This is a genomic window from Acinetobacter sp. UBA6526 (assembly GCF_002434875.1).
Lineage (GTDB): Bacteria > Pseudomonadota > Gammaproteobacteria > Pseudomonadales > Moraxellaceae > Acinetobacter > Acinetobacter venetianus.
This window is the reverse complement of sequence record NZ_DJLC01000236.1, coordinates 442-16336: the sequence shown is the minus strand read 5'-3', so window position 1 is coordinate 16336 and position 15895 is coordinate 442. Positions and strand designations below refer to the sequence as shown.

At 38.1% G+C, this 15895-nt stretch carries 14 protein-coding genes and 2 pseudogenes; 7 read left to right on the top strand and 9 right to left on the bottom strand.

The window, feature by feature from the left end; translation table 11 throughout:
- A pseudogene (locus tag B4237_RS16300) lies at window positions 1-169 on the bottom strand (aromatic amino acid aminotransferase); the annotation flags it as partial.
- A 120-nt stretch (window positions 170-289) separates the two neighbouring features.
- The gene (locus tag B4237_RS16295; protein ID WP_007482305.1) at window positions 290-1678 is read right to left on the bottom strand and encodes an amino acid permease; all 1389 of its coding nucleotides are present in this window, start codon (window positions 1676-1678) and stop codon (window positions 290-292) included.
- 355 nt (window positions 1679-2033) lie between these two features.
- Here B4237_RS16295 and fahA point away from each other — a divergent pair, with 355 nt between their 5' ends.
- The 4 genes from fahA to B4237_RS16275 all read left to right on the top strand — a co-directional run bounded on the left by fahA (window position 2034) and on the right by B4237_RS16275 (window position 5695).
- Entirely contained in the window at window positions 2034-3341 is a 1308-nt protein-coding gene (gene fahA / locus B4237_RS16290; protein WP_278595313.1) for a fumarylacetoacetase, read from the top strand.
- Window positions 3328-3960 carry a maleylacetoacetate isomerase gene (gene maiA, locus B4237_RS16285; protein WP_278595314.1) on the top strand — a complete coding sequence of 211 codons (633 nt, stop codon included), beginning with the start codon at window positions 3328-3330 and terminating at the stop codon, window positions 3958-3960. Before fahA ends, maiA begins: the two co-directional genes overlap by 14 nt.
- A gap of 18 nt (window positions 3961-3978) precedes the next feature.
- On the top strand, window positions 3979-4527 hold the full coding sequence (locus B4237_RS16280) for a VOC family protein (protein WP_004879263.1): 549 nt from the start codon (window positions 3979-3981) through the stop codon (window positions 4525-4527).
- Window positions 4528-4915: 388 nt separating this feature from the next.
- Window positions 4916-5695 carry an IclR family transcriptional regulator gene (locus tag B4237_RS16275; protein ID WP_286943959.1) on the top strand — a complete coding sequence of 260 codons (780 nt, stop codon included), beginning with the start codon at window positions 4916-4918 and terminating at the stop codon, window positions 5693-5695.
- A 64-nt stretch (window positions 5696-5759) separates the two neighbouring features.
- Here B4237_RS16275 and hppD read toward each other — a convergent pair whose 3' ends face one another.
- Window positions 5760-6815: a 4-hydroxyphenylpyruvate dioxygenase gene (hppD, locus tag B4237_RS16270; RefSeq protein WP_004879259.1), complete on the bottom strand. Its 1056-nt coding sequence runs from the start codon at window positions 6813-6815 to the stop codon at window positions 5760-5762.
- Between the two features lie 518 nt (window positions 6816-7333).
- On the opposite strand from hppD, the gene B4237_RS16265 reads away from it, so the two are divergent.
- Complete coding sequence (locus B4237_RS16265) at window positions 7334-9004, top strand: FMN-binding glutamate synthase family protein (protein ID WP_061519575.1); 1671 nt, start codon at window positions 7334-7336, stop codon at window positions 9002-9004.
- A gap of 98 nt (window positions 9005-9102) precedes the next feature.
- Here the strand turns inward: B4237_RS16265 and B4237_RS16260 are convergent, their stop codons facing one another.
- The 5 genes from B4237_RS16260 to B4237_RS16240 form a co-directional block, all read right to left on the bottom strand.
- Window positions 9103-9627, bottom strand: a complete 525-nt coding sequence (locus B4237_RS16260) for a DUF4124 domain-containing protein (RefSeq protein ID WP_278595315.1) — start codon at window positions 9625-9627, stop codon at window positions 9103-9105.
- An 80-nt stretch (window positions 9628-9707) separates the two neighbouring features.
- Complete coding sequence (locus B4237_RS16255; RefSeq protein ID WP_023013597.1) at window positions 9708-10736, bottom strand: alpha/beta hydrolase; 1029 nt, start codon at window positions 10734-10736, stop codon at window positions 9708-9710.
- A complete protein-coding gene (locus tag B4237_RS16250; RefSeq protein ID WP_278595317.1) occupies window positions 10736-11866 on the bottom strand; it encodes a YdcF family protein in 1131 nt (376 codons plus the stop codon). The genes B4237_RS16255 and B4237_RS16250 overlap by 1 nt, the downstream gene beginning before the upstream one ends.
- 8 nt (window positions 11867-11874) lie before the next feature.
- The gene (gene murB / locus B4237_RS16245) at window positions 11875-12909 is read right to left on the bottom strand and encodes a UDP-N-acetylmuramate dehydrogenase (RefSeq protein WP_278595318.1); all 1035 of its coding nucleotides are present in this window, start codon (window positions 12907-12909) and stop codon (window positions 11875-11877) included.
- A 12-nt stretch (window positions 12910-12921) separates the two neighbouring features.
- Entirely contained in the window at window positions 12922-13437 is a 516-nt protein-coding gene (locus B4237_RS16240; protein WP_061519579.1) for a low molecular weight protein-tyrosine-phosphatase, read from the bottom strand.
- 176 nt (window positions 13438-13613) lie between these two features.
- On the opposite strand from B4237_RS16240, the gene B4237_RS16235 reads away from it, so the two are divergent.
- Window positions 13614-14774: an iron-containing alcohol dehydrogenase gene (locus B4237_RS16235; RefSeq protein WP_278595319.1), complete on the top strand. Its 1161-nt coding sequence runs from the start codon at window positions 13614-13616 to the stop codon at window positions 14772-14774.
- Entirely contained in the window at window positions 14771-15211 is a 441-nt protein-coding gene (locus B4237_RS16230; protein WP_278595320.1) for an acyl-CoA thioesterase, read from the top strand. Before B4237_RS16235 ends, B4237_RS16230 begins: the two co-directional genes overlap by 4 nt.
- 46 nt (window positions 15212-15257) lie before the next feature.
- Here B4237_RS16230 and B4237_RS16225 read toward each other — a convergent pair.
- A pseudogene (locus B4237_RS16225) lies at window positions 15258-15895 on the bottom strand (DNA polymerase III subunit gamma/tau); the annotation flags it as partial.

Sequence of the window (15895 nt, the reverse complement as noted above, 5' to 3'; positions counted from 1 at the left end):
CAATACGTTTTTGAGCTTCGATAATGGTATCAAGCTGAGGAACGATACTGTCTTCGTTGTAGTACAAACCAATACTCAGGTTAACCTTTTCAGCACGAGAATCAGCATTAAACTGTTCCATTAAAGAGAGGATTGGATCGCCTGCATAAGGTGGGATATGTTGAAACATTAAAAAGTCCTTTCTTGAACGGTCATCACTTCCACCGTTCTTTTATAACAAAAGATAAAAAGAAAATAGGACTGAGGATAAACTCAGTCCTATCCAAGATTTTGAGTGAAAATCTATAGCTTATACATCAGCATTATATGCAACGCTTGGTTGTGCATTTTTCAACTTACGTTGCTTCATGTAATAAGCAAACATTAAGCACAGAATCCAAGCTGGAATCATCATCACCGCAATACGCATATCCGCAGTCAATGACATCACTACAAGAATACACAACATGAATACGATGCAAAGGTAGTTACTAAATGGATAAGCAATACTCGGAAACTTAGTCGTTTGCCCTTCTGCTAACATCGCCTTACGGAACTTCAAGTGTGTCCACGAAATAACAATCCAGTTAATTACAATCGCTGCAACCACCAACATCATTAGCAAGCCAAAGGCTTTATCAGGGAACGCATAATTCAACAGTACACAAAGCACCGTCACAAAAGCAGATACATATACGGCGTTGGTTGGAATACCGCGCTTATTAATTTTCTTTAGAAACTTAGGTGCATTACCTTGCTCAGCCAAACCTAATAACATACGACTGCTGCAATAACTTGTGCCGTTATAAACCGACACAGCAGCAGTTAATATTACAAAGTTCAAAAGCGTCGCAACACCTTGGCTGTCTAATGAAGCAAAGACCATCACGAATGGACTACCGCCCTCTGCCATTTGATTCCATGGGAAAAGTGCAAATAAAACAAACAATGTCGCAATATAGAAAATCAAAATACGATAAATAATTTGATTTACAGCTTTAGGTAAGGTTTTGTCAGGATCACGTGCTTCGGCAGCCGTAATACCAAATAGTTCGATACCACCAAAAGCAAAAATGATCACAGCCATTGCCATGACTAAACCTTCTACACCAAATGGAAAGAATCCACCGAGTGCCCAAAGATTGCTGATGCCTGCTTGAGGTCCTGCTGTTCCTGTCGCAAGTAAATATGAACCGAAGGCAATCATCGCCAAAATTGCAAGAATTTTAACAATAGAGAACCAAAATTCCATTTCGCCAAAGAATTTGACGTGTAATAAATTGATACCGTTAATCAAAATAAAGAAGGCTAAAGCTGAAGCCCATGTCGGGATTTCTGGCCACCAATATTGTATATAAAGCCCAATTGCACTTAATTCGGCCATACACACTAAAACATTGAGTACCCAGTAGTTCCAGCCTGACATAAAGCCTGCAAATGAACCCCAGTATTTGTATGCGAAATGACTAAAAGAACCACTTACTGGTTCTTGTACAACCATTTCTCCTAACTGACGCATCATTAGAAATGCAATAAAGCCTGCGATTGCATAACCTAAAATAACTGAAGGTCCTGCAAGCTTGATTGATTGTGAAATACCAAGAAACAGTCCTGTACCAATTGCACCACCTAGCGCGATAAGCTGGATGTGTCGATTGCTCAAACCGTGTTTCAGATTTCCTTGCTCTGGTTTTGACATATGATTATTCTCATCCTTGTCACGTAATTTTTTTGTATTAAATTACGTATATCATAAATTAATCAAAAATGCCTATAGTTGATCGAAAAATAATTAATTTACTTTTCTCATAACCGCGCATATAAGCAGAAAATTCAACAAATAACAATAATTATGAAATATGTAATTAAATTATGTATTGCGTAATTAATAAATTTAAGTATGATAGAACTCATAACGGTTAATCCTTCTTCTTAATCACAGGAAAATATTGTTACTCAACTGAGATTATCTACATATTTTTCAATAAGATGATGAGGGAAAAGTAAAATTTATGGCTTCGTCCAGATAGAATTAAAGACAAGGAAAGTAAATCATGGCACAGAATTTAAGCTCTTTTGTTGAGATTCAAGCTCTATCAGATTTCACAATGCATAATTTGCCATATGGTATTTTTAGTGAAACACCTGACGGTAACAAACGTGTTGGTGTTGCAATTGGTGATTTAGTCCTTGACCTTGCTGCTTTAGAAACGCATGGTTTACTACAACTCGATGAAACTATTCGCTATTTCGATCAGCCAACACTCAATAAATTTATCGATTCAGGTAAAGCAAACTGGCAAAAAGTACGTCAAACATTACAAAGTCTACTTTCAGCGGACAATCCAACACTTCGTGATAATGCGGAATTACGCCAACAAGCTTTTTTTAAACAAACTACGGTAACTTTACACTTACCTCTACAAGTGCCTGGCTATACCGATTTCTATTCGTCTAAAGAACATGCGACGAATGTAGGTACGATGTTTAGAGATCCAAAGAATGCGCTTTTACCAAACTGGAGCGAACTTCCTGTCGGATATAATGGTCGTGCAAGCTCAGTGATCGTCAGCGGTAAAGATATTATCCGCCCATCTGGACAAATCAAACTACCAAATGAAGATCGTCCAATTTTCTCTGCAACACGCAAGCTGGATTTTGAATTAGAAACAGCTTTTGTGGTCGGTAAAGCAACTGAACTGGGTCAGCCAATTGCCATTGAAGATGCATGGGATCATATCTTCGGTATGGTTTTACTCAATGACTGGTCAGCACGTGATATTCAACAATGGGAATATGTGCCTCTTGGCCCTTTCAATGCAAAAACTTTTGCGAGCGCTATTTCGCCTTGGGTTGTTACGATGGAAGCCCTTGAACCATTTAAAGTAAAAGGCCCAACTCAAGAACCAAAACCACTGTGCTACTTAGAAGAAAACGTTGTGAATAGCTATGACATTCATCTCAGCGTAGAAGTACAAAGCCCTAAATCGCAACAAACTGATGTGATCTGCGAAACCAACTTCAAATATATGTATTGGTCGATGGCTCAACAACTCACTCATCACACCATTGCAGGTTGTAATGTTCAAGTTGGTGATCTTATGGGATCTGGTACGATTTCAGGTCCAACTGAAAACTCATATGGCAGCTTGCTTGAATTAACGTGGAATACAACCAAACCATTAACCCTTTCAAATGGTGAAAAGCGTGGCTTCTTAGAAGACGGCGACCGTGTCATCATGAAAGGTTATTGTGAAAAAAATGGTATTCGTGTTGGCTTCGGCGAAGTTTCAAATAAGGTCTTAGCTGCAAAAAGCTTTCGCTTTACTGAAAAAGAGGAAGCAAGCTATGAAACTGTATAGTTACTTTCGTAGCTCCGCAGCTTATCGAGTACGGATCGCTTTGAATCTCAAAGGTCTCGATTATGCAACTCAAGCAGTTCATTTGGTTAAAAATGAACAGCAGCAAGCTGAATATAGCGTATTGAATCCAAGCCAGCTGGTTCCAACCCTGATTGATGAAGAGCAAAGTTTGCTGCAATCTCTAAGCATTTTGGAATATTTGGAAGAACGCTATCCAACAACAGCTTTATTGCCTAAAAATTTGATTGAGCGTGCCAAAATTCGTGCCTTTGCTCAAGCAATCGCTTGCGATATTCATCCACTCAACAATTTAAGAGTGCTGAAATACTTACAAGATGAACTGAGCTTAACCAACGAACAAAAAAGCGAATGGTATCAACATTGGATTTTAGAAGGCTTTAAAAGTCTTGAAGTGCAATTGCAGCGTTCAAATGGTCAATTCTGTTTCGGAAATTCAGCCACAATTGCTGACTGTTGCTTGATTCCCCAAGTCTACAACGCAAAACGCTTCAAAGTAGATTTAAGCCCATTTCCCAAGATTGAATCAATTTATCAACACTGTCTTAGCATCCCAGCATTTTTACATGCCGCACCAGAACAACAACCAGATTGGGAATAAAGAAAAAGGAGTTTTATGATGAGCTTTGCAATTAAAAAAATTCACCACGTCGCGTACCGCTGTAAAGATGCCAAAGAAACGGTTGAGTGGTACAAAAAAATGCTCAATATGGATTTCATCTTGGCATTTGCAGAAGACCACGTTCCTTCAACCAAAGCCTTTGATCCTTATATGCATTTATTCTTAGATGCAGGACAAGGCAATGTACTGGCATTTTTTGAACTGCCAACGCAACCTGAAATGGGTCGTGATGAGAATACACCGCAATGGGTACAACATATTGCTTTTGAAGTTGAAGACCAAGACGCTTTGTTACGTGCAAAGACACACTTAGAAGAAAATGGTGTGAAAGTATTAGGCGTAACCAATCACGGTATTTTCCACTCTATTTATTTCTTCGATCCAAACGGTCATCGCCTAGAACTCACTTATAATGATGTTCACGCAGATGCGAAAATTGCACGTATTACTGAAGAAATGAAACTCGAGATGTTAGATGAATGGAGTCGTACTAAACGTGCGCCTCACCATACTCATTTCCTTCATGAAGAAGAGTTAGGAGTATAGTCAAAACATCGCAGCATGGTATTGTCAAAGATGAATACATCATTGCCGCTTAAGGTTTTTTATGACATTCAAGCAGCAATGGATATTCAGATTCGAAATCGAATTGCTGCTTAATCATTTTCAGCGCATCGGCATTGGAGCAGATTGTCTTCAATGCCGATTTTTTATCGCTCAAGAATGATCAATAAGCAAACTTTTGTTGTATTCTGCTGCTATATGAACAAAAGTAAAAACTCATTTTTGAGTCGTTATATACTTATAGAATTCGCCTATTTGCATCATTCAAAAAGATGATTTCTATTTTGAAAAATGCTCAGGCATCATGTGTAACATTGAATATCTACTTGAAACAAATACAACTGGATAAATGCGGATTAAGGGTTAGTGAATGATTGAAGAAAAATTATCTGGTGGCGTTCAATCACTCGAGGTCGGTTTATCTGTACTTAATGCGCTTTTAGAGCATAATAAACCGATTATTTTAAAAGACTTATCAAGCAAATTAGATATGCATCCAGCCAAAGTGCATCGCTATTTAGTGAGTCTTATCCGCATGAATTACGCAAAGCAACTCGATGCTGGCCAGTATGCGCTTGGAGATCAAGCTTGGCGTTTAGGCTTAAATTGTATTCAACACACTGATGTTTTACAGCTTGTACAACATCTGATTTATGATCTGCAAAGTAAGATTGGTTGTGGTATTCAAATTAGCAAATGGTCTCCAAAAGGCCCTCTAGTCGTCCAATCTATTGAATCCAACCACCCTATTTCGATTGTAACCAAAGTCGGTTCAATCATGCCTTTGGTGAATTCTGCCGCTGGTCGTGTCTGTGCCTCTTATTTACCTGAAGCAGTCATTCAACCTTTAATGTCAGCAGAATGGGAAAAAGCAGCTCAAAATCATTATCAAATTAAGCCTTCGAGCTGGGGTGAGTTTTTAGCTCTGAAAGAGAATATCTTGGGACAAGGCATGGCTGTTGCAAAAGGTGATTTATTGGTTGGGATCAATGCTGTTGGTCTACCAATCTTTAATGCACATCAAGCAATGGAATTTTGTATCGTTGCACTAGATAGTGAAATGTTCCTACCTGTTCATGATGGTAGTGAAAAGCTAGAACTATTTAAGCGCGAAGTAGCCGCAATTAATCAATATATCAAAACACGTTAATTATTTTTCTTATTCAATAAAAAAGCCAAGATATTGATCTTGGCTTTTTTGATTTGATATTTGCTTACTTAGCTTCTAGCACACCACGGCGGATTTGATCACGTTCAATTGATTCAAATAACGCTTTGAAGTTACCTTCACCAAAACCATCATCATCTTTACGTTGAATAAATTCAAAGAATACAGGCCCAAGCATATTTTCAGAGAATATCTGTAACAACAGCTTTTTCTCGCCCTCTTTGGTATTACCATCCAAGAGAATGCCGCGTTTCTTCAACTCATCCGTCGGCTCACCATGTTCAGGTAAACGCTCATTTAACATTTCATAATAGGTTTCTGGAGGTGGTGTCATAAATTTAAGACCTAAGCCTTTTAACTTATCCCACGTTGAAACTAAATCATCTGTAATGAATGCGATATGTTGGATGCCTTCACCATTAAAATCAGCAAGGAATTCAGCAATCTGACCATTGCCCTTATCAGAGTCCTCATTGAGAGGAATACGAATCATACCGTCTGGTGCAGTCAACGCTTTAGACGTTAAACCTGTATATTCACCTTTGATGTCAAAGTAACGAATTTCTTGGAAATTAAAGATTTTCTCGTAGAAATTCGCCCAGTAATCCATACGACCTTTATAAACATTATGTGTTAAATGGTCGATTTCATTTAAACCTGCGCCACGCGGATTTTTTTCAACATCGTCAAAGAAAATAAAATCATTTTCATAAATATCACGATCTACAAGGAAAATTGGCATACCACCAATCCCTTTAATCGCAGGGATATTTAACTCCATCGGCCCTGCTTGTGAATACATAGGCTCTGCGCCCAATTCGATTGCATTTTTGAATGCTTTCGCAGCATCACGAGTTCTAAAACCCATTGCGCATGCCGAAGGACCATGTTCCTTGTAGAAGAATGAAGCATAAGATTCTGGCTGATAATTCAAGATAATATTGATATTACCTTGGCGCCATAAATAAACTTTTTTAGATTTATGCTTTGCAACTTTTGTAAAACCGATTGTTTCAAAGATCTGATCTAATCCATTTTCCGTCGAAACAAACTCAATAAAAGCAAAGCCACATAGTTCTAATGGGTTATCTAAAATGTCCATCTAGTTTCCCTTATCTTATATTAGATAAATTCATCCGTTTTAAGCTGAACACAATGTCAATCACTATAGTCATCATAAACCATCTAGCATGATTAACGCTTGTGCACGTTGTTAGGAAAGGTAACAGGTGTTTTTATAAATATGTAAAAGCATCCATGTACTGCCTTTTCCTTCCATGAGCTCACCAAAGCAAACGTGAAAAATACAGTTTTTTGCTTTGGCTCTCAACCATGACATTCATGCTACAAGAAAGATTTAATTTATGCAATACATAATTAAATTATGTTATATGTAATTTTATAATCTTTTAGAAGTCACTTACATATCTGCATATGCTTCAAGTAAAGCTGATATTAGAAGAGAAATAAGACTAAACCTAAACTCGACATTGGTCTGAATATAACAAATGATAAACTTTTAAATGGAGAATAATTCTCATATCTAACAATTCATTACTTGTAGTTATAGATCGTTCTTGGCATCGTGAACCCATTACTTAATTTAGGAATCCCTTGCCAATGGCTAGTCCAGCACAAGCTATACGACATAAATTACTTAATACCTTTTTTTCAAGACATTCCGTTTGGTTCCTATGTATTTTTATTGCTTTAACAATTACTTGGTTTAAAACAATTTATACGCCACAGACCATTTATTATTTCATCTCAGATACGTTATTAAATGGGCTATGGTTAGTGACTAGCCTACTGAGTCTTGTTGGTCTTCATGATTTACTGCAAAAGAAACACTCCATCTTAAAAAACTATCCAATCTTGGGACATTTCCGTTTTTTCTTTGAAGATGTACGCCCTGAAATTCGCCAATATTTTATTGAGGCAGATCAAGATGCATTACCATTTTCACGTATGCAACGTAGTCTCGTTTATCAACGTGCAAAAAATGAAAATGCGGATAAACCTTTTGGATCAATCATAGATGTGTATGAGCCAAATTATCGGTTTATTGTTCACTCAATTGCCCCTTGCCCACCTGCTGATCCAACAAGCTTCCGAGTTCAAATTGGCAATTTGCAATGTAGCCAGCCTTATAGTGCTTCTATTCTGAATATTTCAGCGATGAGTTTTGGAAGTTTGAGCGCCAATGCAATTCGCGCTTTGAACAAAGGTGCAAAACTGGGACATTTCTACCACGATACAGGTGAAGGAAGTCTGAGTCCCTATCATTTAGAAAACGGTGGCGATATCGTTTGGCAAATTGCGAGTGGATACTTTGGCTGCCGTACACCAGAAGGACTATTTGATCCTGAAAAATTTGCGGCACAAGCGAAACAACCTCAAATCAAAATGATTGAGCTTAAGCTTTCTCAAGGTGCTAAACCTGGTCATGGTGGTATTTTACCTAAACATAAAATTACCGAAGAAATTGCTCAAATTCGTGGTGTTTCTCGTGACCATGACTGTATTTCTCCATCTAAGCACCCAAGCTTCAACACCCCAATCGAAATGATGCATTTTATTCAAAAACTAAGAGAGCTTTCTGGTGGTAAACCAGTTGGTTTTAAACTATGCATCGGTCAACCTTGGCAGTTCATGAGTATCGTAAAAGCGATGCTAGAAACAAAAATTATTCCTGACTTTATTGTTGTGGATGGGTCTGAAGGTGGAACGGGTGCAGCACCTATTGAATTTAGTGACTATATTGGTACTCCATTAAGAGAAGGGCTACGTTTTGTGCACAACACTTTAGTTGGAGCTGGTCTACGCAGTCAGGTCAAAATCGGTGCAAGTGGTAAAATCATTAGCGCCTTCGATATTGCGAGCACCTTTGCACTCGGCGCTGATTGGGTGAACTCTGCGCGTGGATTTATGTTCGCTGTTGGATGTATTCAAGCCCAAAGTTGTCATACCAACCAATGCCCTGTTGGCGTTGCTACTCAAGATAAAGACCGACAAAAAGCAATTGATGTTCCAAGTAAAGCTGAACGTGTGTTTAGCTTTCACAAAAACACGTTACATGCTTTGTCTGAAATGATTGCAGCAGCAGGCTTAAATCACCCTTCTGATATTAAAGCCCACCATCTTGCCCAACGTATGAATGATCGTGAAATCAAAAATTATGCACAAATTCATTTCTTCCTTAAAGACAATGAATTACTGCAAGGTAATTTAGATGATGATGAGAATTTTTATTATCGTATGTGGAAATTGGCTGACGCGAATCAATTTTAATTAAAGAAAAAGCCATTCGTTTAGAATGGCTTTTTTCAGATTATTTGTTCAGTTTCTAATGAGAATTGAGTTGATTAGAAAATAAATCCTGTAGACATTTATCTCTTACGTTTCAAAGAACATGTCGGGTTAGTTTGAGTAAGCAATGTATTTGTTGCTGCATTACAACTTAAATAAACACTCCCATCATCAGTGCAAATTCTTGCAGCATATAATCGACTATTATTTTCAAGGGTCTGCGTCGGATGACTAGAATAACGAGCCAGACGCTCCATATACATAATACGTTGTTTACACTCTGGGAACTGTACCATAGCTCTTTGAAATTCAGATCGCTTTGCTGAAACTTTAGTGTTGTTACTCGCTAAATCTTGCGTATATGCATTTTTTTCATTTGAAATTGCCTGCATACGTCGCTGTTCAAGCGATTCACACTCTCCATTGAATCCATCAGCAGCAGAACCAGTACATGCAATTTTTTGACTTGCTTTAGATGAACAAGGACTACTTTGATACGAAGTCCCTTGATTGGTAACGCACTTATATAATTCTTGCGCATGGACAGAATAACAGAAACTCATAAAGCAAAAACCATAAATGATCTGTGCTATCGATTTTGACATGACAACCCCAACATATAATTTATTGATAATTTTTATAATGTTAGGGATTCTATCATTTTGATATTCAGTTAAAAAGTAGTCTAATAATAATAGTTATTTGGTTTAGCATGTAAAAATGCAGGGATTAAACCAGTTAATGCCGCACGAATATCTGCACGCTCATTAATCAATTGATGCGAACCTTCTTCTAACATCAACAATGTTTGTAATCTAAATTTTCGGCGAATATATTCGATGTTATAGCGCCAATCTACAGTTTGATCTAACGCTCCTTGCGCTAACCAAACAGGAATTCTACACGCTGGCCGATGCTCCATTTCAAGCATCCATTTTGACATTGCTAGAATCCAATCCATCCCCATCATCCGTGGCTGTAATGGGTCTTTTAAGCGAACAAAACGTAGAAATTCAGGATTATGGTTATTACGACGGAAATGGCGCGGAACTTGGCTTTTTATTCGACGAATAATCCCCAAACCAACCGAATTATGCCACCATGCTGTTTTTGCAGGGCGTATCAAGGGAGAAAGTAACAAAACACGATCAACTATCGGGTCTTCTCTGCGTTCAGCAAACTCTAACAAATGGTGCATCCAAATCGCACCACCTGTACTTTGCCCGATACCTAACCACGGCTTAGGTAACTGTTTTGCACCTCTAACTGCATCATAAACAGCATGTAAAACTTGTTGATAATGATCAAAATTCTGAATACTCGCAGGTGAACCATTACTTAAACCATGCCCAGGAAGGTCATAAGTAACAATACTAAAACCTTGATCTAATATTTCTTTGATAATCGGCTGATAAATTCCGCTATGCTCTAAATAACCATGTAATAAACAAACGGTACCTTGAATTTTTTGTTGCTTTGGCTGAAATACTTGTACATGGAGACGAAACAAAGGCATTTCTACATAACCTTGCCAATGTTCACAATCCAATAAATGCAAACCATAAAGTTTGCGATAAGCTTGTAGCGCTAATGAAACCTCACTTTTTTTTGATAAATCTAAAGGTTCGAGCACTTGAGGTGTCGTTTCACGATTAGGAACAGGTAAATCAAGCTGTTTTAAAATTGTCGGATTTAAAAAAGGAATATTCGACATTATGGTACCTCCCGACAATCACTTGATCCAAACAACATATCACGAATCGTAGCAAGCATTTCATAGTTCGCACGGCGGCTATGATCATAGTTTTGCTCGCTTGGACGCCATTGAGTTAAAGTCGTTGGCATTGGTGCGATTACAGGCACCGTTTCTATTCCATTCAATGCAAATAAACGACGGGTACGAGGCATGTGGTATTCATCAGTAATCAAGATCACGGTTGGCGCACCACCTTTTTTCTGAAGTAATAAAGAGCTAAATCTTGAGTTTTCGCAGGTATTCATACTTCGATTTTCAAGTAATTTTGCCTCTATTCCACGCTCTTTTAACCACGCCTGCATATATGGTGCTTCGACACCACTCAGCACAATCGGTAAATCATATTTCTCTTCAACTTCAAGCGTTTTTTCTAAGCGTAACCGAGTGTAATTATTTACTACGATGTCTTTACCATTTGCACCGAGCGTTAAACCACCACCCAACACAACAATTGCATAAGGCTTAGATGAGCTATTGCTCTCGATTACACCATCTTTATTTTTTTTGATTTCGACTAAATCTTTATTAGTTTCATCTTTTTCAGCATCTTCAACAGGTAGTTCAATTGGAAATGTTTCTAAAAAAGAAACATATTTTTCCATCAAAGCCTGATTATCTGGTGTATTCCACTTTAAAAAATCAAGTGGTGTACTTGCTGCTACCGCTGAGCTTTCTTGGTCTTGTTCAGCTGGTTGATTGATCATCGGAATGTTAAGTTTTTCAGCTTCTTCATTCTCTTTTTCTTGCTCTTCATTAATAAGCTGCTGTAGCAACTTATAACGAGCTTGTATCAATCTTAAATCTTCTGGTTTTTCTGACTGAAAAGTTTTTTCCATCAATTTGAGATAAGCCTGCCGCGCAATCCAAAGATCTGAACCAGGCTCTAAGGTCTCATGTTCACTCAATGCTGCTGATTTTTGGCTTTCAGCAGCAACTTCATTGACATCTACAGGAACAAAATAATTCAACCCTTTCACGACAAACTGTGAGTAAAATGGTGAATATAAAAAAAGCACAAAACAGCCTAAAAGTACGAATAAAATTGTAATTACTCGTACTAAACTGACCATCCAATGTACTTTAGCCATAAATCTCCTCATTCACCGTGAGCTTGAATTAAACCCTGCTCATTATATAACACAGGTTCAGGCTCTAAACGAATACTAAACTTTTGTTTTACATCACTTTGTACAGCTTGATAGGTATTTCGAACATCATTCAGTGTAGCATCAGCATAATTGACTAAAACCAATGCTTGCTTATGAAACATACCTACAGAACCCAACTGTTTACCCTTCCATCCAGTTTGGTCAATCAGCCAACCCGCAGCCACTTTAACATTGCTATTTGGTTGCGGATAATGAGGAATGTTTGGAAATTGTTGTGCAATTTTGTCAAAGTCACTTTGCGTAACAATTGGATTTTTAAAGAAACTCCCGACATTTGGAAATTCTTTAGGATCTGGAAGTTTGCTCTGACGGATATGAATGACTTGATTCTGCAAATTTTCAGCAGTGAGGAGATCACCCACTGCTTGCTTTAAATCACCATAATTCAACTTCAAATCAGGATGTTTTAATAATTTAAAAGTCACAGCAACAATGATATATCGATTCGGATGATCTTTGAAAATACTATGCCGATAAGAGAAATGGCAATCTTGAGCAAGGATCAAGCTAAATTGCTTTAGCACACGATCATATACTTGTACCGAGTCAATGAATTCACCTACTTCGACACCATAGGCACCAATATTTTGCACAGGCGATGCGCCAACTAAGCCAGGAATCAACGCAAGGTTTTGCAAACCAAACCAATTCTGCTGCGTACTATATAAGACAAAATCATGCCATACCTGACCTGCTCCAACTTGAACAGTTACGCTGCGCTCATCTTCGGCAATAACGTCAACCCCCTGAATATTGAGATGCAGGACTAAAGCATCAATATGTTGGGGCAATAGCACATTGCTACCGCCAGACAACACTAAAACATTCAAAGATTGTTGTTCTGCGAAAGCTAAGGCATCAACAACATCATTTGGATGGTGAATCTCGATATAATGTGAAGCGATGGCATTAAGATTTAAAGTATTTAACGCTTTAAGCTGAACCTGCTGTTGTACATGCATGTAAATAGAATCCTATTGCCCTACATTCAAATGTTGTTTAAAAACTTCAACCCATGCTTGGCTACTTGACTCGCACTGATCCAGTACCCGATCAAATCCATCAGCGCCACCATAATATGGATCAGGAATGGCTTGTTGCTTAAAATTTGGATCATGTTCGCTCATCAAAGCGATTTTCGCTCGGATTTGATGTGTACCATACTGATGAATTGCTTTACGTAATAGAGTCTGAATATCGTCAAAGTTTTCATGATCCATCGCAAGGATGAGATCAAATTCAGTAAAATCTGTAACTGTGATTTGTCTTGCACGTAGTGTGGAAAGATCATAACCACGTTGCGCAGCATGCTTTTGGCTACGGATATCAGGTGCTTTGTTCGGGTGATAGTTACTTGTACCTGCCGAGTCTACGATTACATCTAAACCATGCGCATCACAATAATGTTTAAGAATGGCCTCAGCCGTGGGAGAACGACAGATATTTCCCAAACAAACACACAACACCTTATATGGCGTTTTGGATGGCATATTCACCTCAAATCTACACTTTTTTACAGCGTCTTATGTTAAGTTATTTGCACAATGAAACCTATAGTCACTTCATATAAAAATGTTGTATTTATTAGGGTTTGTTAACATTTTATCTCATGATGTAATTGATCAATTATAAAGTGTGAACAAATTCAAAACATAAGGATGTATGTATGAACCCATTTCAATTTCAAACTGTTCCCAATATCATCTCGGGGCTTGGTTCCATACAAGAACTTAAAAATATTTTAACTAAAAAAAACTATCATAAAGCCTTGATTGTGACTGATGCAGGCATGATCCAACATCAACTTCACTGGCCAATTGTTGATATTTTGAATCAAATTGGTCTTGAGCATATTATTTACTCAGATATTCAAGCCGATCCGCCAGAACATATTGTTTTAGAAGCAGTCGATTTTGCAAAACAAGAAAAAATTGATGTCATTATCGGTTTCGGTGGCGGTAGCTCAATGGACGTTGCGAAAATTATCGCCCTTCTCGCGCATCCACAACAACAGCAGGCTTTAACTGATATTTACGGCGTCAACCAAGCTAAAGCACCACGTTTGCCTCTTGTGCTGGCTCCAACAACAGCAGGAACAGGTTCAGAAGTCACACCGATCTCAATTGTCACAACTGGCGCAACAACCAAAATGGGCGTTGTTTCACCTGTTTTATATGCGGATGTCGCTATTTTAGATGCAACTTTTACCCAAGGCTTACCGGCGCATATCACAGCAGCAACAGGAATTGATGCAATGGTACATGCAATTGAAGCTTATACCTCAAATATTAAAAAGAACTTTTATGCTGATATGCTGGCGAAGAATGCTTTAAAACTGCTCAACAACAACTTAGCAAAAGTCTTAAAAGATGGAAGTGATCTTGAAGCTCGTCAAAATATGTTGATGGGATCAATGTTGGCAGGACAAGCTTTTGCAAATGCACCTGTTGGTGCAGTACATGCCCTCGCGTATCCGTTAGGTGGGCATTTTCATCTTTCGCACGGTCATACCAATGCATTAGTACTGGTTGAAGTTTTAAAATTTAATGCACCAAAGGCAAAGCAATACTATGCTGAATTGATGCAACTCATGGATCCAAGAAGTACTGGTTGCACTGATGGTCTCTGCGATCTATTCATTGATCATATGCAAAACCATCTCGATCAAAGTGGTCTAACTTTGAAATTAAAAGCGCTCGATGTACCTGAAGCTAAACTTCCACAACTCGCAAAAGATGCAATGTTACAGACTCGACTACTACAAAATAATCCAAGAGAAATGACAGAACAGGACGCTTTCAACATTTATCAGGCGATTTACGCATGAGTAAACCTATTTTAAAAACCCGCGAACAATTTAAGTTCTTTTTTCCAATTCAGACTCGCTGGGCAGACAATGATATTTATGGTCATGTCAATAATGTCACTTACTATAGCTATTTTGATACCGCCGCCAATTCATTGCTGATTCAAAAAACAGGTTTCGATATTCATCACAGTAAAATTATTGGTTTAGTGGTTGATTCTGCTTGTAGTTTTCAACAGGAACTGTCGTTTCCAGAAATCATTGAAGTGGGAGTAGCGATTGGCAAAGTAGGAAATTCATCACTTCGATATGAACTCGCTATTTTTAAGCAAGGGCAAACTCAAGCCGCAGCGCAAGGTCATTTTGTGCATGTGTTTGTAGATCGTGAGAATCGAAAGAGCACCACGATTCCTCAAGAAATGCGCGATGTTCTTACAGACTACTTATTAGAGCAATAAGCATATATAAAGCAAAGGAAATTACGATTTCACCTTTGCTTTTGGTTTACGGTTTTAACTGAATATTATGTAATTCCGCATCAAAGGTTTCAATTAAACCTTTCAACGTTGGTTCTTGTTGTAACAAGTTCACTGCTCGAAGAAATGCTTTTTCCTTACGTACAGCCTGCATCGCAAATGGTGTGGTGGAATCAACTTGCCCATACTTCACGGAAAATTGAGTATTAATCCAATTTTCTTTCAAAGCACTTTCTAAAGCATGTTGTAACTGAGTCAACATTCCCTCATATTCTTGCGGAATATGAAATACAGATGCACCATCAATCTGTCCTGTCATCACACCATGTTGGGCTAACTCTTGAACAGCTGGCGAAAGTTCACTATTTCTAAACCAATATTCCCACTTTTCTAAATTCCATTCACCTTCGAGCACCTGCACTGGAAGCTTCAAAATATCTTGTGGCATTAAGTTATTTATCTCAACATCTTGCTGTTGCGATGATTCAACCTGTTCCACAGCCTTTTCTAGAAGCGGTTCAACTATTTCAGGTTCAAAAAGCATCGTAGCTTCTGACTGATCTACTAATTGATTCGTTTCATCGTCCTGCACAACTTGCTGAGAATTTTCCTCAACAGGAAAAACGAGTACATCATCTGACTGAGTAATATCAAAACTTACTGTTT